Origin of the sequence: Mesorhizobium sp. CO1-1-8, from assembly GCF_020164875.1 — a bacterium.
GTDB lineage: Bacteria > Pseudomonadota > Alphaproteobacteria > Rhizobiales > Rhizobiaceae > Mesorhizobium.
This window is the reverse complement of sequence record NZ_JAIUGZ010000007.1, coordinates 129,513-148,522: the sequence shown is the minus strand read 5'-3', so window position 1 is coordinate 148,522 and position 19,010 is coordinate 129,513. Positions and strand designations below refer to the sequence as shown.

At 61.9% G+C, this 19,010-nt stretch carries 20 protein-coding genes and 1 pseudogene; 12 read left to right on the top strand and 9 right to left on the bottom strand.

The genetic code is table 11. From position 1 onward, the window contains the following. The first annotated feature begins 248 nt into the window (after nt 1-248). The 4 genes from LB558_RS16335 to LB558_RS16320 all read left to right on the top strand — a co-directional run bounded on the left by LB558_RS16335 (nt 249) and on the right by LB558_RS16320 (nt 2,823). Complete coding sequence (locus tag LB558_RS16335) at nt 249-626, top strand: hypothetical protein (RefSeq protein WP_127260218.1); 378 nt, start codon at nt 249-251, stop codon at nt 624-626. A 155-nt stretch (nt 627-781) separates the two neighbouring features. Next, nucleotides 782-1,150 (top strand): GFA family protein, encoded by a 369-nt coding sequence (locus LB558_RS16330; RefSeq protein WP_224698493.1) that lies wholly within the window; start codon nt 782-784, stop codon nt 1,148-1,150. Nucleotides 1,151-1,326: 176 nt separating this feature from the next. Next, nucleotides 1,327-1,977 (top strand): OmpA family protein, encoded by a 651-nt coding sequence (locus LB558_RS16325; RefSeq protein ID WP_013531371.1) that lies wholly within the window; start codon nt 1,327-1,329, stop codon nt 1,975-1,977. Between the two features lie 240 nt (nt 1,978-2,217). Next, nucleotides 2,218-2,823 carry a hypothetical protein gene (locus tag LB558_RS16320; protein ID WP_224698492.1) on the top strand — a complete coding sequence of 202 codons (606 nt, stop codon included), beginning with the start codon at nt 2,218-2,220 and terminating at the stop codon, nt 2,821-2,823. Nucleotides 2,824-2,895: 72 nt separating this feature from the next. Here the strand turns inward: LB558_RS16320 and LB558_RS16315 are convergent, their stop codons facing one another. From LB558_RS16315 to LB558_RS16305, 3 genes are all read right to left on the bottom strand, one after another. Beyond that, nucleotides 2,896-4,482, bottom strand: coding sequence for a DEAD/DEAH box helicase (locus tag LB558_RS16315; protein WP_224698490.1), 1,587 nt, complete (start codon nt 4,480-4,482; stop codon nt 2,896-2,898). Nucleotides 4,483-4,684: 202 nt separating this feature from the next. Further along, a complete protein-coding gene (locus tag LB558_RS16310; RefSeq protein WP_023812117.1) occupies nt 4,685-5,458 on the bottom strand; it encodes an NAD kinase in 774 nt (257 codons plus the stop codon). A 261-nt stretch (nt 5,459-5,719) separates the two neighbouring features. After that, entirely contained in the window at nt 5,720-5,971 is a 252-nt protein-coding gene (locus LB558_RS16305) for a hypothetical protein (protein ID WP_224698488.1), read from the bottom strand. Nucleotides 5,972-6,180: 209 nt separating this feature from the next. Between LB558_RS16305 and LB558_RS16300 the strand changes: the two genes are divergently transcribed. The 5 genes and pseudogenes from LB558_RS16300 (at nt 6,181) to LB558_RS16280 (ending at nt 10,651) form a co-directional block, all read left to right on the top strand. Then, nucleotides 6,181-7,152, top strand: coding sequence for an NAD-dependent epimerase/dehydratase family protein (locus LB558_RS16300; protein WP_224698486.1), 972 nt, complete (start codon nt 6,181-6,183; stop codon nt 7,150-7,152). Between the two features lie 361 nt (nt 7,153-7,513). Then, a pseudogene (locus LB558_RS16295) lies at nt 7,514-8,294 on the top strand (extracellular solute-binding protein). Between the two features lie 88 nt (nt 8,295-8,382). Then, nucleotides 8,383-8,712: an amidase gene (locus LB558_RS16290; RefSeq protein ID WP_224698648.1), complete on the top strand. Its 330-nt coding sequence runs from the start codon at nt 8,383-8,385 to the stop codon at nt 8,710-8,712. Further along, entirely contained in the window at nt 8,610-9,809 is a 1,200-nt protein-coding gene (locus tag LB558_RS16285; protein ID WP_224698640.1) for an amidase, read from the top strand. The genes LB558_RS16290 and LB558_RS16285 overlap by 103 nt, the downstream gene beginning before the upstream one ends. A 140-nt stretch (nt 9,810-9,949) precedes the next feature. Next, entirely contained in the window at nt 9,950-10,651 is a 702-nt protein-coding gene (locus LB558_RS16280; protein ID WP_224698484.1) for a TetR/AcrR family transcriptional regulator, read from the top strand. A 6-nt stretch (nt 10,652-10,657) separates the two neighbouring features. Here the strand turns inward: LB558_RS16280 and LB558_RS16275 are convergent, their stop codons facing one another. Genes LB558_RS16275 through LB558_RS16255 form a run of 5 tightly spaced genes read right to left on the bottom strand, consistent with a single transcriptional unit; the run spans nt 10,658 to nt 15,244 of the window. Continuing rightward, nucleotides 10,658-11,419 carry an MBL fold metallo-hydrolase gene (locus tag LB558_RS16275; protein ID WP_224698483.1) on the bottom strand — a complete coding sequence of 254 codons (762 nt, stop codon included), beginning with the start codon at nt 11,417-11,419 and terminating at the stop codon, nt 10,658-10,660. Between the two features lie 2 nt (nt 11,420-11,421). Beyond that, nucleotides 11,422-12,486, bottom strand: a complete 1,065-nt coding sequence (locus LB558_RS16270; protein WP_224698481.1) for an ABC transporter ATP-binding protein — start codon at nt 12,484-12,486, stop codon at nt 11,422-11,424. Then, the gene (locus LB558_RS16265) at nt 12,483-13,265 is read right to left on the bottom strand and encodes an ABC transporter permease (protein ID WP_224698479.1); all 783 of its coding nucleotides are present in this window, start codon (nt 13,263-13,265) and stop codon (nt 12,483-12,485) included. Before LB558_RS16265 ends, LB558_RS16270 begins: the two co-directional genes overlap by 4 nt. A 1-nt stretch (nt 13,266) precedes the next feature. Further along, the gene (locus tag LB558_RS16260) at nt 13,267-14,145 is read right to left on the bottom strand and encodes an ABC transporter permease (protein ID WP_224698477.1); all 879 of its coding nucleotides are present in this window, start codon (nt 14,143-14,145) and stop codon (nt 13,267-13,269) included. Nucleotides 14,146-14,158: 13 nt separating this feature from the next. Then, a complete protein-coding gene (locus LB558_RS16255) occupies nt 14,159-15,244 on the bottom strand; it encodes a spermidine/putrescine ABC transporter substrate-binding protein (protein WP_224698475.1) in 1,086 nt (361 codons plus the stop codon). A gap of 91 nt (nt 15,245-15,335) precedes the next feature. Between LB558_RS16255 and LB558_RS16250 the strand changes: the two genes are divergently transcribed. The 3 genes from LB558_RS16250 (at nt 15,336) to LB558_RS16240 (ending at nt 18,159) form a co-directional block, all read left to right on the top strand. Next, nucleotides 15,336-15,950: a TetR/AcrR family transcriptional regulator gene (locus LB558_RS16250; RefSeq protein ID WP_224698474.1), complete on the top strand. Its 615-nt coding sequence runs from the start codon at nt 15,336-15,338 to the stop codon at nt 15,948-15,950. A 123-nt stretch (nt 15,951-16,073) separates the two neighbouring features. Next, nucleotides 16,074-16,643: a DUF2569 family protein gene (locus LB558_RS16245; RefSeq protein WP_224698473.1), complete on the top strand. Its 570-nt coding sequence runs from the start codon at nt 16,074-16,076 to the stop codon at nt 16,641-16,643. 1,288 nt (nt 16,644-17,931) lie between these two features. Continuing rightward, nucleotides 17,932-18,159, top strand: a complete 228-nt coding sequence (locus LB558_RS16240; protein WP_224698472.1) for a hypothetical protein — start codon at nt 17,932-17,934, stop codon at nt 18,157-18,159. 163 nt (nt 18,160-18,322) lie between these two features. On the opposite strand, the gene LB558_RS16235 is transcribed toward LB558_RS16240, so the two are convergent. Beyond that, a complete protein-coding gene (locus LB558_RS16235; RefSeq protein WP_224698471.1) occupies nt 18,323-18,706 on the bottom strand; it encodes a hypothetical protein in 384 nt (127 codons plus the stop codon). Nucleotides 18,707-19,010: the final 304 nt, after the last annotated feature.

Genomic DNA, 19,010 nt, shown 5'->3' with positions numbered 1-19,010 from the left:
TTTGCCGGGAATTGACCTTGGCCTCATCTCGTCGGCGGTAGCGGATACTTGACGTCTATAAAAACGATGTCGGGAGTGCATTTTCTTGCGCCGACCAAGGAATCAGCCCAGCATCCAAGGGCTGGGAGAGAAAAAGCATTTATGGCCGGACGCGGCATATCTGCGACCTGACGATCCGGCCACTGGGAAGACACGTTCCGGGAACGGGCAAGCGAAACGCTTGATGCTCGTTTGAAAGGAACGTTTCCATGTCTGCTGCCACACTCAGATCGGCCAATGCCGTTCAACCGGCTGGCCGACTTTTGTTTTCCCTGTTCGCGATCGGCGCGATGGCAATGCTGACGGCACCTGCCTTCGCGCATGACGCCACGCCCACGGCGGCGAAGCCACAAGGCTGGAGTTATCCGTTCGCATGCTGCGCCAACTATGATTGTCGCACGACCCATACAGGCGAAGTGCTGGAGAAACCCGAGGGCTATGTCATTGCGGGAACGGGTGAGGTCGTCCCAATGACCGACAAGCGTGTCAAGGACAGCCCGGATGGCGAGTTCCACTGGTGTGCACATCAGGCCGGTCTCGACGCCGGCAAGACAATCTGCCTGTTCGTGCCGCCGCGTTCCTATTGACGACAGGACGGCGCTCGGACGTTCGTGTCGCGTGTGACGGGGGCCGACGCCGGGTTCCGCGGTTCGGTGGATGCTTGCTGACGGACAGTTGTCAGGAGCAGCTCTTTATGCTGCCTTTGCCGCACAGGGTGGCGGGCGACAGGAGGAGTTTTTTGATGACCATCAAGGCAAGCTGTCATTGCAAGGCGACGACATTCGAGGTTTCGCAGGCACCGCAGACGGTGACGCAATGCACCTGTTCTTTCTGCTCGAAACGCGGCTCGCTCTGGGCCTACTACCTGCCTTCGCAATTCAAGCTCACCAGCCCGATGGAGAACGTCTCTTTCTACCGTTGGGGGTCGAAAACCGTAAAGCACGGTTTTTGCGCCACCTGCGGCTGCGGCACCTTTACCGAAACGCCGGACTGGTCGACCGGCGAGCCGGATTTCGACAATCCCAAGATCAGCGTCAACTCGCGGCTGTTCGATGATTTCGATCTCGACAAGGTCGAAGTGGTTGTCATAGACGGCAAGAACCTCTGGTAGCCTGATCCAGACCATTCCGGCACGGCGATGCGGCGCCACCACCCGGTATTGGTCTCTCGGGAAAAGCCGTGAGCGGCGCTTTTGCCGTTCCGCTTTTCGCCGCAATTCGTGGTACAAGTCGCGGGAAGGGCTGATTTGGCGCCACCGCAAGGCGTGACTTGGAGAGGGACCATCCTATGAAAAAGACTGTGCTCGTCGTCGTGGCGACGGCTGTGCTCGTGAGCGCCTGCACCACCACCGATCCGTATACAGGGGACCAGAAGATTTCCAACACGGCGGCCGGCGCCGGCCTTGGCGCCCTGGCGGGTGCCAGCCTTGGCCTGCTTGCCGGCGGCAATGACCGCCGCAACGCACTGATCGGCGCCGGCATCGGCGCGCTGGCCGGCGGCGCCATCGGCGCGACCATGGACCAGAACGAGGCCGAACTGCGCCGGCAGCTCGAGGGCACCGGTGTCAGCGTCACCCGCAGCGGCGACCAGATCATCCTCAACATGCCGTCCGACATCACCTTCAACTCGGATCAGGATGCGGTGAAGCCCGGCTTCTACCAGGTCCTGAACTCTGTCGCGCTGGTGCTGAAGAAGTTCAAGCAGACCACGGTCGACGTGTTCGGCCACACCGATTCGACCGGTGGCGACCAGCACAATTTCGATCTGTCGCAGCGTCGTGCTTTGGCGGTAGCGAACTATCTGTCCGGTCAGGGCGTGGATCAGCGACGCTTCGCAGTCACCGGCTTCGGCAAGACGCGTCCGGTCGCATCCAATGCCACGGCCGAAGGTCGCGCCCAGAACCGCCGTGTCGAGATCCAGTTGTCGCCGCTCACCTGAGCTGTTCGGCAAGTCAATGCGAAACGGCCCCCGCATGGGGGCCGTCTTTGTTTGAGCGGCGCTCTTCAGATGGGTGCGTCGTAAGGTTAGCTATTACTAAAATAATTGCTTTCCCGCGGCCATGGAAAGGAATAGCGTCATCGCTGTTCCTGAGGGGATGAGGCGGTGTCACTGGCCGCGCAATCAGCATTTTTTCCGCCTCGGTCTTGCACGGCCAGATCAGAAATCTGGGAGGAATGCATGACAAGAACAGCCAGCCTTGGGCGCTGCGGCGTCCTCGTTTTGACAGGTTTGGTAGGCGCGTGGCTGAACGTTGCTTCGGCTCGAGCCGAGGACGCCAACAAGGCCGACATCGAAGCCTTGAAAAAATCGCTCGCCAAATATGCGGATTACACCGCCGCCGTCCGTGACCTCTATCTGTCGACGGTCGGCTGCGTCTACTACAGCGGAGAAAAGATACCGGGCGCGATGGATTACCCGAAGGGCGCCATGGGTATCCACTTCGTCAACGTCCCGAGCGTCGGCCAAAAACTCGACCCCATGCACCCCAATGTGCTGATCTACGAACCGACCAAGAAGGGTTTGCGGCTGGTGGGCGTGGAATGGCTGGTGCCTCTGACGCCGGACATCAAGGAGCCCCCGAAGCTGTTTGGCCAAACCTTCATGGGGCCGATGGAGGGGCACTACCCTCTCATCCCGAAGGAGTTCGTCCACTACGACCTTCATGCCTGGCTCGGGGACAATCCGAACGGCATGTTCAGTCCGACGAACCCGAAGGTGAAATGCAACAAGGCCGAGTTTCCGATGCTGGAAAAGCCAACCAAGATGATGCCTGGGCCGATGTAACGGGCGGGCCAGGCCGGGAGCACTACCGAGAAGGCAAGCCGGATGGCCGGCTTGCCTTCGAAGCGGTCGGGATCAGACCTTGGCGACGATCCGCATGAAGGCCGGCATGTCATCGCCGAAGCCGACGGTGGAATCGTTGTCTTCCTGGGGGCGGCGGGCAGGGCGGCTGTTGTCGCGCTGCGGCCTGGTGTCGCCGCGTTCGGGTGCGCGCTGTTCGTTGCGATCGGACGATTTGCGCTCGGTGTTTTCCGAACGGATCGCTTCCTTGCGCGAGCGCCGTTCGCCGACGTCGGCGGCTGCGACCTCGGCCACCGGCTGATCCTCGCGGACCGTTTCCGGTGCCGTGTCTTCGCTGCGCTTGGCGTGGCGTTCGCGCGGTTTGCGCTCGCCGCCCTTTTCCCTGCTGCGATCGTCGTCCTTGCGGCCGGCGCGGCGCGGCGCGCCCTTGCCACGGCGCGGAGCATCGTCCTCGCCGCCTTCGCTGGCAACCACCGTCGACAAGTCGCCGTCATGCCACTCGATCTTGTTGCCGATCAGCCGCTCGATGGCCTCGATGTATTTGGTGTCCGACTTGGTCGCGATGGTGAAGGATTTCCCGGAGCGACCGGCGCGGCCGGTACGGCCGATACGGTGGACATAGTCCTCGGCGTGGATCGGCACGTCATAATTGAAGACGTGACTGACGTCGGGGATGTCCAAGCCGCGCGCGGCGACGTCGGAAGCGACGAGATAGCGCAGCTTGCCGTCGCGGAAATTGGCCAGCATCTGCATGCGCGCGCGCTGGTCCATGTCGCCATGCAGCGCACCGGCGTCGAAATCATATTTCAGCAGCGAGCGGAACAGCTCCGCCACTTCAACCTTGCGGTTGCAGAAGATGATGGCGTTCTTCAGCTCCGCGTCTTCGGCCTTGATCAGATTGCGCAGCGTCTCGCGCTTGTCCCATGGCTTGGAGCCGGACTTGACCAGCCGCTGGATGATGTTGGTGGCGGCGGATGCCGCCTTCGAGACCTCGACGCGCACCGGCGCGTGCAGGAACTTCTCGGTCAGCTTGGTGATTTCAGGCGGCATCGTCGCCGAGAAGAACAGCGTCTGCCTGGTGAACGGGATCATCTCGCAGATGCGCTCGATGTCGGGAATGAAGCCCATGTCGAGCATGCGATCCGCTTCGTCGATGACGAGGATCTCGACGCCGTTGAGCAACAGCTTGCCGCGCTCGCGGTGATCGAGCAGGCGGCCGGGCGTCGCGATCAGCACGTCGACGCCGCGCTCCAGCTTCTTGTTCTGTTCGTCGAATGAGACACCGCCGATCAAGAGCGCGATGTTGAGCTTGTGGTTCTTGCCGTAGCGGATGAAATTCTCTTCGACCTGCGCGGCGAGCTCGCGCGTCGGCTCGAGGATCAGCGTGCGCGGCATACGCGCGCGCGCCCGGCCGTTTTCGAGGCGGGTCAGCATCGGCAGCACGAAGGAAGCCGTCTTGCCAGTGCCGGTCTGGGCGATGCCCAAAATATCCTTGCCGAGCAAGGCGTGCGGGATCGCACCAGCCTGGATCGGCGTCGGTTGGATATATCCGGCGTCGGTGACTGCGGAAAGGACCTTCGGCGACAGGCCGAGGTCTGCGAAGGTCAACGCTTCTTGAGCGGTCGTGGTGTCTGAGGACAAGTGTTGTTGTCTTTGGCTGGTTCGGGGAAGCGCAACGGCGTCTAATGGCGTCTGTCGCGGCAAGCGCCACACGCCTGCAAGATTGGTATTGCAATTAGGAGCAAGCCCTCGATTTGTCAACAGAAACGGGCAGCAATGGCACGATTGTGAAGTTGTAACCTTAATCGGGATGCTTAATCGACCTGTCGGTCGCAGCGCCGGCTCAATAGCGGAACTGTTCGGCGAGAATACGCTCGTTCCAGGAATGATTGGGATCGAACAGCAACGTTGCTGTCGCCGTTGGTGATTCTCGCACCGTTACCGAGGTCACTGCCTTGACCTCGGTATGGTCGGCGGCGGCGTTCACCGGCCGCTTTTCGGGCTCGCGGATGTCGAAGCGCACGGTCGCCTTGTTGGAGAGCAGCGCGCCGCGCCAGCGGCGCGGGCGAAACGGGCTGACTGGGGTCAGCGCCAGCAGCGGCGCGTCGAGCGGCAGGATCGGTCCGTGCGCCGAAAGATTGTAGGCGGTGGACCCGGCCGGGGTTGCGATCATGACGCCATCGCAGTTCAGTTCCTCAAGCCGGACCTGTTCGTCGACGGTGATGCGGATCTTGGCCGTCTGGTACGATTGACGCCACAGCGCCACCTCGTTGATCGCCAGTGCCGAAATCGTTTCGCCTTCCGACGTCACGGCCAACATCTCCAGCGGGCGGATCGTTTCGGCGACGGCGGCTTCGAGACGCTCCGTCAGGCCGCCGGAACGATACTCGTTCATCAGGAAGCCGATGGTGCCACGGTTCATGCCGTAGACCTTCTTGCCGGTCCCCATCGTGTCGCGCAGGGTCTGCAGCAGGAAGCCGTCACCCCCAAGCGCGACGACGATCCCGGCCTCCTCGACGGAAGACTGGCCATAGCGCGCCGACAGGCTTTCCAGCGCCGTCTTGGCGTCAGCCGTGTCGGACGAGACGAAGGCGATGCGGCTGGCGGCTTTGCTCATGGCTCCCCGATGACGACCGGTTGGCAGCGGCAGGGCCGCGCCAACGTCGGGTAGCATGGGCGGGGTACGTCTGCAAAGGGAGCCGCCATGCCGGATGGCACGGCCATGCCGGATGGCAAGGCGACCGCGGGACGGCGGATGCTAACCTGCCGTTCGCGTATCATGTCAAATGCTACGCGAATGTGATGGTTAAGACCGGCCTTAAAGTCTCGTAAAGCCGGATCGGTCATGTTAGCCGGCAGTGGATGGGTGGCGTGGGGGCTAGCCAGTCGAGGCCGACATATTGCCGGTAACACGCCTGATCATCGTCTTTCTGATGCTGGGAAGCTTCGCGCTGCTCTTTGCGGAACTGGTGCGCCAGTCCGAAGAGACGAGCTTCCGGCCGCAGCCCACGGCGTCGCGCTGTGGCGATGCAGCCGGGGCGCCATGCCCGCAAAGGGCGCTGTAGCCTGAAATGTCCTGATCATCTTCGCGATGGCGGGCAGCATCGGCGGCCGCTTCGATGCGCGACATCGCGTGGCGGTTTCTCTCCTTAGAAGCAGAGGCGGTCGGCCGCCGCACATCCCATCGTGAAGGCTTGCTCGTTGCGCTCGCGGCGCCTGGCGGTGTAGATGGTTGCACTGATTGGCGGAAAGGCTTTTGGGTAGCCTCGTATCCGCTGTTGTTGGGAAACAAGCCCTGCGGCTCGTTGACTGGCCGGGTGTCTGGAGCGGGGGTTTTCCATGTCACGCAGTGTATTGGTCTCTGGCGGCTGCGGTTTCCTGGGCTCACATCTGGTCGACCGTCTGTTGCGGCGAAGCGATCTGGAAAAGCTGGTCGTCGTCGACAATCTTTGGACCGGGACGCGAGACAACGTCGCGCATGTCGCCGATCCGCGTTTCGATCTGCAGATTGCCGATGCCGAAAGCTTTTCATCCCTTCAGCGCTTCGATGAGATCATCCATCTCGCGTCGCCGGCGTCGCCGATTTGGTACATGCGCGAGCCGGTACGCACGATCAAGGCCAACATCGGCGGCGCGCTCAATCTTCTGACGCTGCTCAAGCCCGGCGGCCGTTTCTGCTTCGCCTCGACCTCGGAAGTCTATGGCGACCCCCACGTTTCACCGCAACCCGAGAGTTACAGGGGATCGGTGGACTGCACCGGTCCCAGGGCCTCGTATGATGAAAGCAAGCGCTGCACCGAGGCATTGCTGTTCGAACAGCAGCGGGTTGGCGGGCTCGACATTCGCGTCGTCAGGATTTTCAACACATATGGGCCGCGAACCCGCATCGACGACGGACGTGCCGTTTCGAACTTTGCCATCCAGGCTCTGACAACCGGGGTTCTGACGGTTTATGGCGACGGCTCCCAATCGCGCAGTTGGGGCTATGTCGACGACATCGTCGAGGGGTTGGAACGATACTTCTGGCGCGACGGCATCTCGCATCGCGGCCCTCTGAACATCGGCAACGATCACGAGGTTTCGGTCCTGCGCATTGCTGAATTCGTCAGGTCGCTCGTCCCCGGCAGTCGCATCGAGCACCACCCTCCGGCTCCCCACGATCCGACAAATCGGCGTCCGGATCTGACTTCGGCGAGGCACGTCCTTCCTGGCTGGGAAGCCAGGACGACCTATCAGGAAGGCATCGGGCGCACCTTCGATTGGTTCCGCCAGCGAATTGCGGCCGCGGGCATTGCGGCCTCAACGGCCTGACGCGCCCGGCGTCGCGGCCAAGGTTCTTTCCTGGCTGCCCACTGAGTCCACCACATCGGGCGCATCAATCGGCGAGCCATGGCCGTATGCGCCGAAAGATATTGACTGTATGTTTAGTCATAGTTACTCCTGAGGTCGAGAATTGAGTTGGACAGCCGGCGCCAGCCGGAATGGCCACCATGAAGAGGGGAATATCTCGACTGCGATGCGGCTTGCCGTTGCCGGCGCGCCGCATGCCGCAAGTGCGATGTCGACGGCCCTTCTCGTGCCGTCGATCGGTATTGTCGCGGCCGTCTTTTCGTCAGCAGGAAACGGACCTGGGGCCGTAACGCCACCGGTCCCAACAATGGGAGCATGCAGCATGAACTGGAAACTGACCACGACGGCCATCGGCCTGTCGCTGCTGACCGTCACGGGCGTGGCCCGTGCCGACGGCGAGCTCAACATCTACAATTGGGGCAATTACACCAGCCCCGACCTGATCAAGAAGTTCGAGGAGACCTACAAGGTCAAAGTCACCGTCACCGACTATGATTCCAACGATACCGCCTTGGCCAAGGTCCGGCAGGGCGCCTCCGGTTATGACATCGTCGTGCCCTCGGCGAGCGTCATGCCGCTCTGGATCAGCGAAGGTCTGCTCTTGGAGACCGATCCCAACAAGATGGAAAACTTCAAGAACGTCGATCCCAGGTGGGTCGATGTTCCATTCGATCCAGGCCGTAAATATACCGTTCCATGGCAGTGGGGCACGACCGGCATTTCGGTGAACAAGTCGGTTTATGCCGGCGACCCGAACACATCGGCGATCTTCCTCGACCCACCCCCCGAACTCGTCGGCAAGATCAATGTCGTACCCGATCTGGATGGACAATGTCGCTGTCCTCAAGGACGCCAAAAATATCGACAACGCCAAGCTGTTCCAGAATTTCATCATGGATCCGCAGAATGCGGCACTGATCTCAGCCTTTGCGCGCTATTCGAACGGCATCAAGGGCTCGGAAGCCTTCATGCCCGACGACATGAAGACCGCGCCGGAAGTCAACATTCCCGCCGAGTTCGCCGCCAAGGGCCAGTTCATGCAGGCCTGCCCGCCCGACGTGCAGGCGCTCTACACGAAGATCTGGACCGACCTGCAGAAATGACCTGACCAGGCTTTCCCGCGCCGCTGCACGCGGCGCGGTCATCTCCCGTCCATGCCAAATGCGATGCGAAGATCGCAGGAGACTTCCCATGACCGATCTCGACCTTTGCTACATGCCGGCCAGCGAGGCGCTGCGGCTGCTCAAGGCGAAGAAGCTTTCGCCTGTCGAACTGATGCAGGCCACGATCCGCCGCGCCGAGGCAACCAAGGCGACGATCAACTGCTTCACCTTCACGCATTTCGACGAGGCGATGGACCTGGCTGGGAAAGCCGAGGCGAAATACGCCAGGGCGCCCGGACCGGGGCGCTCGAGGGGCTGCCGATCGGCATCAAGGACGAGAGCTACATCAAGGGCAAGCCAACCTCGCACGGCTCGCTGCTGTCCGGGGATGCCATCGGTGGCCATACCTCGACGATGAACGAGCGCATCATCAAGGCCGGGGGCATTGTCCATGCCCGCACGGCGACGCCTGAATTCAGCTGCGCCGGCTACACCTGGTCGAAACGGTGGGGCGTGACGCGCAATCCGTGGAACCCGGATTTCACGCCGGGCGGTTCGTCCGGCGGTGCCGCGGCAACGCTGGCTTCCGGCACGTCCTCGATCGCCACCGGCTCGGACATTGCCGGATCGATCCGCATTCCTGCGTCGGCCTGCGGTCTTGTCGGCTTCAAGCCGCCTTACGGCCGCAATCCGGACGAGCCGCCGTTCAATCTCGATTTCTATTGCCACACCGGGCCGCTGGCGCGAAACGTAGGGGATGCGATCCTGCTGCAGAACGTGATGGCTGGACCGAGCCCGCTCGACATCGCCACGCTACGCCCGAAACTGCGGCTGCCGCTCGACTACAAGCCGATCAAGGGCTGGAAGATTGCTTTCTCGATGGACCTCGGTTCTTTCGAAGTGGACCCCGATGTGCGCAAGAACACGCTTGCCGCCTGCGATGTGTTCCGCTCGCTTGGCGCCACGGTCGAGGAGGTCGATCTGGGCTGGGGCGACGACGTGCTCAGGGCGGGCATGGCCTATCTCGAGCATTTGTTCGGCGCATCGCTGTCGCAGTTGCTCAAGAAGCACGGCAAGGACATGACGAGCTATGCCAGGCAGTTCGCCGAGGACGGGCAAAAGTCGAAGGCCACCGACTTTGTCGGAACACTCGAAGTGGCGGCCAGGATGTACCAGACGCTGGGGCCGCTGCTGGAGACCTATGATGTGCTGATCTGCCCGACCAACGCGCTCCCCTCCGTGCCGGCGGAGTTCGATCATACCACGGGTACGGTCGAGATCAACGGCAAGCAGGTGAACCCGTCGCTTGGCTGGGTGATGACGACGCCGTTCAACATGATGAGCCGTTGTCCGGTTCTGTCCATCCCTTCGGGCCGGGCGGCAAGCGGCGTGCCGACGGGCATCCAGATCGTCGGCCGCACCTATTGCGATGCCGATGTTTTCCGCGCCGCCATGGCCTATGAGACGGCCAAGGGGCAGTGGTACACAAACGCCGAAACGCGTCCGTCACTATAACGGGGCGATGCGGCCCTTGCCGCGATGGTGGTTGATCTGCGGTCTCGGTTGTGGTGAGCCGACGCCGGACACCTCGAATAAATGGATCCGTGGCGGCGCCGGCGATCGCCGCCAGAAGGTCCGAAAGGAACTGGACGAAGATGGCGCAACAAAAGGCTGCGGCGGCAAAGCGCAAAGGCGCAATGGCGAAGAATGGAAGTGCGGCAAACGATGCCGCGCCGCCCAGGGATCGTCGGCGCGAACGCGGCGAAGCCAGCGTGCAGCGGATCATCGACGCCACCATCGAGCTCATCGCGGAGGAGGGGCTGGCAAGCGTCACCATGCAGCGCATCGCCGAACATGTCGGCTCGTCCAATGCCCTGGTCGTCTTCCATTTCCGCAGCAAGGAGAACTTGTTTCGCGCCGTCCTCCAGTATCTCAGCGATCGATATGATGAGCTGTGGGTGACTTTGGTGCGGGCGCCCGGCCTGTCGCCGGTTGAGCGGGCCTTGGGCGCGGTCGATTGCGCGCAACGTTTCGCCCGGCAGCATCCAAAATGGGTTTCGGTCTTTGTCGTGTTCTCCAGCGACCGCAAGAGTATGCAGATCTACAACGAGATCGGCCTGCCGAGCGATCTCGCCTACACCGCCGAGGCGCGCGAGCTGCTGATCGAGATTTCGCGCAGCGGCGGTTATACCGGCGTCGACATCGACACCCTGTCGGAGAGCCTGAACTATCTGGTTCATGGCGCGTGGTATTGGGATCATCTCAATCCATCCAGCCGGGATACCAACGTGCTGCGCAAGACCATGCTGCTCCTGCTGCATCAGGCGTTTCCGCGGCATTTCGAACTGATGCGTTGATCCAGTCTACGGACTCTGCCGCAGATGGCAGCCCGCCTGCCGCTTTTGCGCCAGATACTCGTCGACAAGCTGACGGTAGCGCACCTTGCCGAAGCTTGGGAAATGGCCGCCATGCACGACCGAGACATCGAGGTCGCGCATACGCAGCAGCGTGGCGACATAGTCGTCGACAACCGAGTGGTAGACATCGTCGATCAGCGGACCGTCATAGATGATGTCGCCGGATAACAGGATGCCCGTCCTGTTTTCGTAAAGCGCGATGCCGCCGGGTGAATGGCCGGGCGTGTGGATCACCTCGAAGGCACGGTCGCCGAGATCGACGACGTCGCCATGCGCGAGCAGGCGGCCGGCTGGCGCGGGCAGAATGCCGTAGCGCGCTGTGTCCCAGCCTTGCGGCTGGCGATCGAACATCTCGTCGGTCGCATAGGTGCCGGCGGCGGTCCATTCATTGCGCGGATCGGCGAGGATTTGAGCCTCGGCCGCGTGCACGCAGCGCTCGGGAAATTCGTGGTGGCAGCCGATATGATCGAAATGCGTGTGGCTGGCAACGCAGGTCAGCTTGCGCTCGGTGACCAGCGGCACGTGACGCCGGAGGCTGAAATGGCCAAGCCCGGTATCGAAGAGAAGGTCGCGGTCGCGGCCGCGCACATGCCACATGTTGCAGCGGAAGAACGGTTTTATCCAAGGCTCGTGGATCAAGGTCACGCCATCGCTCATGCGGATGGTCTCGTACCAGTCTGGTGCCTCGATGACCGCAAGTGTTGCCATGCTCAATCCGCCAGCAGGATGATCTGGTCGGTATCGCACGAAACGGCAACCGTGTCGCCCGGCTGGACGGTGGCTGTCGCCGGCAGCCTGGCGATGAAGTGAAGCGAGGGGACTTGGGCGGAAACGGCGAGCACGCGCTTGAAGCTGCCCTGGAAGACGACGTCGCTCACCTCAGCCGTGCCGAGCCTGACACCGCCGCTGGCCGCGCCGAGGACAAGATGCTCCGGCCGTAAGGCCAACTCAACAGTCGAACCCACCGGCAACGCGCCGGGCAGCGAAACCGGCCCAACAGGCGTCGCGACGATGCTTGTCCTGTCCTTCGCTTCCGTGACCGTGCCGGCAAGGATCGTGCTTTCGCCCATGAAGGTGGCGGAAAAGCGGGTCGCCGGCCGTGCGTAGACGCGCTCGGGCGGCCCTTCATCCTCGATGCGTCCATCATTCATCACCACGCAATGGTCGGCGAGCGCCATCGCTTCTTCCTGGTCGTGGGTGACATGGATGAAGGCGGTGCCGACGCGCTTCTGGATCGCTTTCAACTCGTCCTGCATCTGCCGGCGCAATTTGAGGTCGAGCGCGCCGAGCGGCTCGTCGAGCAAAAGCACCGCCGGCTCGATCACCAGCGCACGCGCCAGCGCCACGCGCTGCCGCTGGCCGCCGGAGAGCTGGTGCGGCTTCTTGTCGAAGGCGCCAGCCAAGCCAACCAGAGCCAGCGCCTCGCGCGCCTTTGCCGCCCGTGTCGTGCCGTCGACGCCCTGCATGCGCAGGCCGAAGCCGACATTGCTGCCGACGCTCATATGCGGGAACAGCGCATAGTCCTGGAACACCGTCGTCGTCGGCCGTTTTGCCGGTGGCACCGAGGTGCAGTCTTCGCCACGGATGAACACCTTGCCTTCGCTGGGCGTGACGAAGCCGCCCAGAATGGAGAGCAGCGTCGTCTTGCCGGACCCGGACGGCCCGAGCAGGATCGTGTAGCTGCCGGGCTCGATCCGCAGCGAGACATCCTTCAGCACCGTATGCTGGCCGAAGCGATGCGAGACACTGCTGATGTCGACGAGGGGCGCGCTCATGCCGGCTTTCTCCGCAGCAATGTCAGTTCAAAAAACACCACCAGCACGATGGAAACGGCGAAGACCAGCGAGCCGACGGCGTTGGTCTTCGGGTTGAGGCCGGAGCGCAGCAGGTTCCAGATCTCGACCGGCAGCGTGGTGTCGAAGCGGGTGAGCAGGAAGGAGATCACGAACTCGTCCCAGGAAAAGGTCATCGACAGGAAGAAACCGGCGAAAATGGCGGGCGCCATGACCGGCACGGTGATCAACAGCAGCACCTTCCATTCCGGTGCGCCGAGGTCGCGCGCGGCGCGCTCGATGTTGATCTGGTGGTCGCCCATCTGGCTGTAGATGATGGCAAAGCACAGCGGCAGGTTGATCACGACATGGCCGATGCCGGCGGCCAGCAGCGATTTCGGCACCCCGGCCCAGTTGAACAGCACCAGCAGCCCCATGCCGATGATCAGATAGCTGACCGTCAGCGGCAGCGTGATCAGCCCGCGCAGCAGGCCGGAGCCGGGCAGGACGAAGCGGGCAAAGCCCCAGGCGGATAGGAAGCCGAGCGTGACGGCGGCGAGCGACGAGATGGACGCCACCAGCAGCGAATTGACCAGCGCCGAGGTCAGCCGGGTGTCACTGAGAACCGCATCGTACCAGCGCAGCGATGGCCCGGTGAAGGGCGGGATCGGGAACGACGTCGCCTGCAGCGAAAACAGCACCAGCACGACCACCGGCAGGAAGATGAAGGCGTAGACGGCGAGCGCGTAGAGCCAGGAGGCGATGCGGACGAACCGGCGCATCTCAGGCCCGCTCGATCTTCAGCCAGCGCGCGCAGGCGAGGTAGGCGATGGTGACCACCGCCATCAGGATGATCGACAGCGCCGAGGCCAGCGGAAAGTCGCCGCGCCGGCCGATCTGCATCATCACCAGCTGCGGCATCAGCAGCTCGTTGTTGCCGCCCAGGATCTGCGGCGTGATGTAGTCGCCGATGCACAGGACGAAGGTGAGGAAGGCGCCGACCATGATGCCGGGCAAGGTCAGCGGCAGCACGACATGCAGGAAGGTGCGCACCGGCCCGGCGCCGAGATCGGCGGCGGCCTTGCGATAGCTCGGGCTGAGCTGCTTGAGGTTGGCGAAGATCGTCAGCGTCAAAAGCATGACGGAGAAATGCACGAAGCCGGTGACGGTGGCCAACCTAGTGTTGGCGAGCTGCAGCGGCTCGGCAAACAGGCCCGAGCCGGTCAGCGCCCGGTTGATGACGCCGTTCTGCGCCAGCACCAGCAGCCAGGAGTAGGAGCGCACGACATAGGAGGTCCAGAACGGCAGCACCGCCAGCATCAGCGCCAGCCGCTGCCAGCGCTCCGGCACCTGTTCGGCCAGGATCCAGGCAAAGGGATAAGCGAGCAGCACCGAGATCACGGTGACGATCGCTGTGACCTGCAACGAGTTCACCATCGCCTGCCAGTAGGACGGGTTGGTGAAGAACTGGCTGTAGTTGGACAGCGTAAAGCCGCCGCCCTCATGCGCCGTCAGGCTCGAAAACCCCATGGCGATGAAGGGCAGCACGAAGAACAGCAGCGTCCAGCCGAGCGCCGGCGTGACCAGCGCCCAGGGCAGGGCGCGGCCCGCTCGGGGCAGGGCAGAGCCCGCCCGGGGGAGGTTGTCTGCCGAGCTGCTCATGAGCGATGTCTGCTCATTTTGCCTGCAGCATTTCGGTCCACATGTCCTGCATCTTCTTGTCGAGATCGGCGCTTGGGGCCGGGTAGGCCTGGGCGCGCGCCAGGAAGCCCGGCTGCTCGTCGAAGCGCAAAACCTTCTTCTGGTCGTCGGTCAGCGCTGCCTTGGTGTTGGCCGGCATGCCCCAGTAGCAGGAGGAGGTGGCAAGGCGCGCCTGGCCTTCCGGGCTCAAAATGTACTGGATGAATTTCAGTGCCATGTCCTTGTTTTTGGAATCCTTGAACATGGCCAGCGACTGCGACCACAGAACCGCACCCTCCTTCGGGATGGAGAAGTCCAGCGCCGGGTTTTCCTTGGCCAGGCCCGCCGTCACCCATTCGCCGCCGCCGACCAATATGTCGACCTCGCCGGTCGCCAGCGCCGTCTGGCTGGCGGTCACTTCGCCAACCAGCTTGGCATTGGCCTTCATCTTCAAAAGCTCGTCCTTGATTGCGGGCAGGTCGGCTTCGGTGAGGTCGGCCGTCTTCTTGCCGATCGCAAGTGCTGCCATGCCGATGACCGGCAGGTAGTAGTCGTAGATAGCAACCTTGCCCTTGTATTTGTCGCTGATCAGCGACGCCATCGACTGCATGTCGGCCGGATCGACCTTGGTCTTGTTGTAGCCGATCGTGTTGTAACCGAACTTTTCGGTGATGCCGTAGCGCTTGCCGCCGACCACGGTGGAGCCGTCCATCTTCACCTGCGGGAACAAGTCGGCCAGCGGCAGGCTGTCTTCCGGCAGCGGCTCGAACAGGCCCTTTTCGACGCCACGCGGCACGTCGATGCTATCGATCACCATCACGTCCCAGTCGCCAGGCTGCGACTGTTCGACGATGGCCAGACCGGCGCCGGTGCCCTCGAATTCCTTGACGTTGACCTTGACGTTGTTGGCTTCCTCGAAGGGTTGCAGCAGTGCCGGATCGGCATGATCGCACCAGATCAGTGCGTTGAGGTCGGCGGCCTGGGCGCCGGTCGCAAGCAGCAGCGCCGCGGCTGCGCACGCGGCATGCAGATGGCTCTTCAGGATGGAAAGCGGATTCGTGGATACGGATTTGACGGTCATCGAGTGTTCTCCCTTGCCTTTGTGGCTTCTTGCAAAAAATTGAACCAATTCTAAAATTGAGTCAATTCTGTTTTTATGGCAAGAGTCTGATATGAGCGGATTGCGGGCAAGGCAAAAGGCGGACCGGCACCGGCGCATCATCGAGGCGGCGGCGGAACTGTTTCGCGAGGCGGGCTATGAGGGCGCCAAGATCGAGGCGATCGCCGCGCAGGCCGAGGTCTCTGTCGGCACCATCTACAATTACTATGAGAACAAGGGCGACATCCTCGGCGCCATCGTCTCGCTGGAGGTCAACGAGGTGCTCAATGCCGGGCAGGGCGTCGTCGCCAGGCCGCCGGCCAATGTCGGCGATGCGCTGGACACGCTGATCGGCATCTATATCGAGCACTCGCTGCACTATCTCAGCAAAGAGATGTGGCGGCAGGCGATGGCAATCTCGACCCAACTGCCCGACAGCCCGTTCGGCCAGGCCTACACCGCCCTCGACCGCGCGCTGACCGAACAGATCCGCGCACTGATCGCCCGGCTGCAGGAGATTGGGCTGGTGCGGCAGGACATTGACGGGGCAGCGCTCGGCGAACTGATCTTCAACAACATGAACATGATGTTCATCGAATTCGTGAAGCGCGAGGCGGCGAGGATACCGGAATTGCGCGTGGCGATCCGCAGGCAGAACCGGATATTGGTGGCGGCGATCGGGGTGTGATTGGAGGAGTAGACAGGAGAAATCTTCGCTTCCGCATAAGACCTGGTTTCAGACGAGGGTCACCACTTGAGTTGAGGTTGAAATCTGATACAACTTAAAAGGGTATAAATGGGGGAGGGGTAAATGGGGGTGTTTTCAGTCTGGCATTGGGCGATCGTGCTGCTGTTGATCGGCGTGCCTGTTTTCTTCGCTGTTCGATCAGCCGCGAAGCCGTCACAGAATCCCGAGGCTCTTGTGGGCTTCGGCGGCTGGCTGATGCTGCTGGCGATCGGTCAAACCTTGTCGCCATTGCGCACGCTCGCCGACTTCGCAAATTCGGCCGACGGCTACCAGCAGCTCATGACCCTCCCGAACGGACCCCTGGCGGTGTATGGCGAGGTTGCCTTCAATCTGGCATTTCTGGCGCTTCAGCTGGTTGTGCTCGTTTCGATGCTCCGGCGAAGCCACCGCTTTCCGCGATTGTTTCTGCTCCAGTGGCTGGCGATGCCTGTCGTTTTCGTGCTGGACACCATCTGGGTTGCGTCAGTTCTGGGCGTTCCGGTGAGCCTGGTGCTCGCAGGCGATGCGCTGGTGGCCCCCGTAGTCTCGTTTGTGCTGACAGGGGTCTGGGTGGCCTACGTCTACAAGTCCGTCAGGGTCCGGAACACGTTCACTGGGGTTGGGCCAACCACCCAGGTCGCGAGCGTGTCATAAAACCCAGCAAAACCTGGAATATTTTGGAGCATCAGGGGCTCTGAAGAACTGACTTTCAAGAACATGAACATGATGCACCGAATTCGTGAAGCGCGACGCGGCGAAGTTACCGGAGCTGAGCGGCGATACGGAGGCAAACCGGACATTGGTTGCAGCGATTGGATGTGACCTCGCGCTATGTCGCCATCGAACCTGGAGCGGCCAGATCCCGAGCCGGCCGACCGCGACCGTCGTCCGTGAAGGCTGCGACCTTTTGGAAGGTCTTTATTTCGGCTTCGTTTGCAGGTGCTGCCCGCGCTCTCGCCTGGAGATCAACCAGGCGCGCCACAAGGGCTTGCGTGGTCTCGGCTTCAGGGTTCATCATTTTCTTTTATCCTTCGCCATCCCTGGCGGCGGGCGTGGCCGGTTCGAAGGTTCAGTCGTAGACTTCACAATCTTGCGTGTGGCGGCAGCACGATCGGCTGGGCGCCAGCCACCCGAACACCTCGCCAGGCCAAACGTTCCTCATATGGGCTTCTGTCTGAATCTGCGCAGGACCAAAGTCCGATTGAAAAACGCAATGGTCTTACCCGTTGGGAGTAGGCGGAACGGCTTAGGCCTAAAGGTTGTTGTCTCTCCAAATTCGGAGAGAAACAGTGGAAAAAAGTGTCGGCCAGGCGCGATGGTTGCTCGCACCGATTTTCGCAACAGCCATCACCTTCCTGGTGATGGGAATAGTCCTTGGCTGACATGGCGTGGATCGGCGCAGCTACGTCCCTTCCTGCGCTGATAGGACCCGTGAGCCGCTTCGGCGGCTGGCGGGTCCTGTATTTCACCGTGCGCTGGGCCTGCTTGTTCGGCAGGCGTGGTCGCTTTTTTAGCTCATGCACCTTGGGAGGTTTATTATGGATCGGCGATCTTTCTTGACTGCAATGTTTGGTGTTGCTGGGGCAGCGGCCCTTGCAAGCGCTGTCCGCCCAATTGACGCAATGGCGGGTGTTCCAGGAGCCGGACCCGGCATCCTCGATGAACTTGAGACGCCACAAACAGAGGCCTTTGACGACGATGCACAGGCAGAAGTGCAGCAAGTCTACCATCGGGACTGGCACCACCGTCCCCACCGCCGCCGGCGAGGCTGGAGACGGGTCTGCCGCAGTTACTGGCGGCATGGTCGCCGTCGCGTCCGGTGCTACCGCCGACGTGGTCCTTCGGTCGTCCTTCGATTTTAACTAGTTTTTTCCGCCTTGGCCCGTTCCGGCTTCAAGCGCCGAGAACGGGCCGGTTGGATCCTTTTTGGTGAACGACAACAATGACATTGGTCCAGAGATCGAATGAGAGTGGCAGAGCAAACCAATCGGGAAATGACAACTATGATCATGCGCCCGGGTTTGTGGACGCCGTCTCTTTGCCGGAAGAGGAAAACATCGCCGACCTTGTCAGGCGCACAGAGCGCATGGCCATTTTGGTGGTGCTTGGAATGGGCGGCTGGTTGATGCTGGTCCCGGCGATCTACCTTGTACTGATCCACGGGATATGAACGCGATTGTTTCGGTATCGCGCTAGCCCGCCATTTCAGCAGAAGCTAACGGAACATCCGCGCGCGCACAAAGTTGGATTGCAGGAAGCATCGCATGCGAGCTTCCGCAGCCCGTCTCGTGTCACCGGCAATGTGGGCGGGACGGGCTGTTTTACGATGGTGACTACCTCTGGGTGATCCAATCCAACAAGCCAATTTCGATTTGCTCGCACCCGACATATTCGCGGACCAAGCTCTCAGCCAAATCGCGCCATTGACACTCAGGCACGCTCATATCCCTGACCAGGGCTCGAAATGCAGAGCGGAGAATATCGGCATCGAAGGCGGAGACGGAAGCAGGAGTTGGGTCCGGATCTTCCCACCCTCGGCCCATGTCATCGCGGTGACGTTGGCGAAGGCGCTTGAGCAGTTCGCGTGATGCCTCGATTGCGCGTCGGGAGTGGTCCATATCCCGGCGAAATGAGTCAGTTCCGGCCAGGGAATGGTGCCGCAACCGAAAGCTGGTTTCTATAACCGCCAGTGCGACTTGCATATGCGTTTCAACCATCGCGGCCTCCCTTCCTGCGAAAGGATTTATTTACTCTCTTCTCACGCGTGACCCAAGAAGGATTCAACGTACGGTTTGGTACGCAACGCGCGTGCAGATGGGCCCGGATCGTGGCGGCGTCTCTAACGAGCATTCGGGCGTGAGCAAGCTGTTCAAGCAAGACGTGCATTCGCGCTCGTTCATGGGCAGGGCGGGCACGCAGGGCTCACGCTAGTACAATCTCATCGAAGGCGTCGAGGTGGACCATCGCGGACAAGCTTGCCCGACTTCGCCGGCGCTCAATTCAAATCGCCTTGCCGGGATG

What these genes read in the sequence shown, in the direction of transcription:
- LB558_RS16255 (WP_224698475.1), bottom strand. Translation starts at nt 15,244, where the DNA reads ATGACCGTCAAATCCGTATCCACGAATCCGCTTTCCATCCTGAAGAGC.
- LB558_RS16260 (WP_224698477.1), bottom strand. Translation starts at nt 14,145, where the DNA reads ATGAGCAGCTCGGCAGACAACCTCCCCCGGGCGGGCTCTGCCCTGCCC.
- LB558_RS16235 (WP_224698471.1), bottom strand. Translation starts at nt 18,706, where the DNA reads ATGGTTGAAACGCATATGCAAGTCGCACTGGCGGTTATAGAAACCAGC.
- LB558_RS16310 (WP_023812117.1), bottom strand. Translation starts at nt 5,458, where the DNA reads ATGAGCAAAGCCGCCAGCCGCATCGCCTTCGTCTCGTCCGACACGGCT.
- LB558_RS16320 (WP_224698492.1), top strand. Translation starts at nt 2,218, where the DNA reads ATGACAAGAACAGCCAGCCTTGGGCGCTGCGGCGTCCTCGTTTTGACA.
- LB558_RS16245 (WP_224698473.1), top strand. Translation starts at nt 16,074, where the DNA reads ATGGGGGTGTTTTCAGTCTGGCATTGGGCGATCGTGCTGCTGTTGATC.
- LB558_RS16335 (WP_127260218.1), top strand. Translation starts at nt 249, where the DNA reads ATGTCTGCTGCCACACTCAGATCGGCCAATGCCGTTCAACCGGCTGGC.
- LB558_RS16265 (WP_224698479.1), bottom strand. Translation starts at nt 13,265, where the DNA reads ATGCGCCGGTTCGTCCGCATCGCCTCCTGGCTCTACGCGCTCGCCGTC.
- LB558_RS16280 (WP_224698484.1), top strand. Translation starts at nt 9,950, where the DNA reads ATGGCGCAACAAAAGGCTGCGGCGGCAAAGCGCAAAGGCGCAATGGCG.
- LB558_RS16330 (WP_224698493.1), top strand. Translation starts at nt 782, where the DNA reads ATGACCATCAAGGCAAGCTGTCATTGCAAGGCGACGACATTCGAGGTT.
- LB558_RS16305 (WP_224698488.1), bottom strand. Translation starts at nt 5,971, where the DNA reads ATGTCGCGCATCGAAGCGGCCGCCGATGCTGCCCGCCATCGCGAAGAT.
- LB558_RS16270 (WP_224698481.1), bottom strand. Translation starts at nt 12,486, where the DNA reads ATGAGCGCGCCCCTCGTCGACATCAGCAGTGTCTCGCATCGCTTCGGC.
- LB558_RS16275 (WP_224698483.1), bottom strand. Translation starts at nt 11,419, where the DNA reads ATGGCAACACTTGCGGTCATCGAGGCACCAGACTGGTACGAGACCATC.
- LB558_RS16325 (WP_013531371.1), top strand. Translation starts at nt 1,327, where the DNA reads ATGAAAAAGACTGTGCTCGTCGTCGTGGCGACGGCTGTGCTCGTGAGC.
- LB558_RS16240 (WP_224698472.1), top strand. Translation starts at nt 17,932, where the DNA reads ATGACATTGGTCCAGAGATCGAATGAGAGTGGCAGAGCAAACCAATCG.
- LB558_RS16250 (WP_224698474.1), top strand. Translation starts at nt 15,336, where the DNA reads ATGAGCGGATTGCGGGCAAGGCAAAAGGCGGACCGGCACCGGCGCATC.
- LB558_RS16290 (WP_224698648.1), top strand. Translation starts at nt 8,383, where the DNA reads ATGACCGATCTCGACCTTTGCTACATGCCGGCCAGCGAGGCGCTGCGG.
- LB558_RS16300 (WP_224698486.1), top strand. Translation starts at nt 6,181, where the DNA reads ATGTCACGCAGTGTATTGGTCTCTGGCGGCTGCGGTTTCCTGGGCTCA.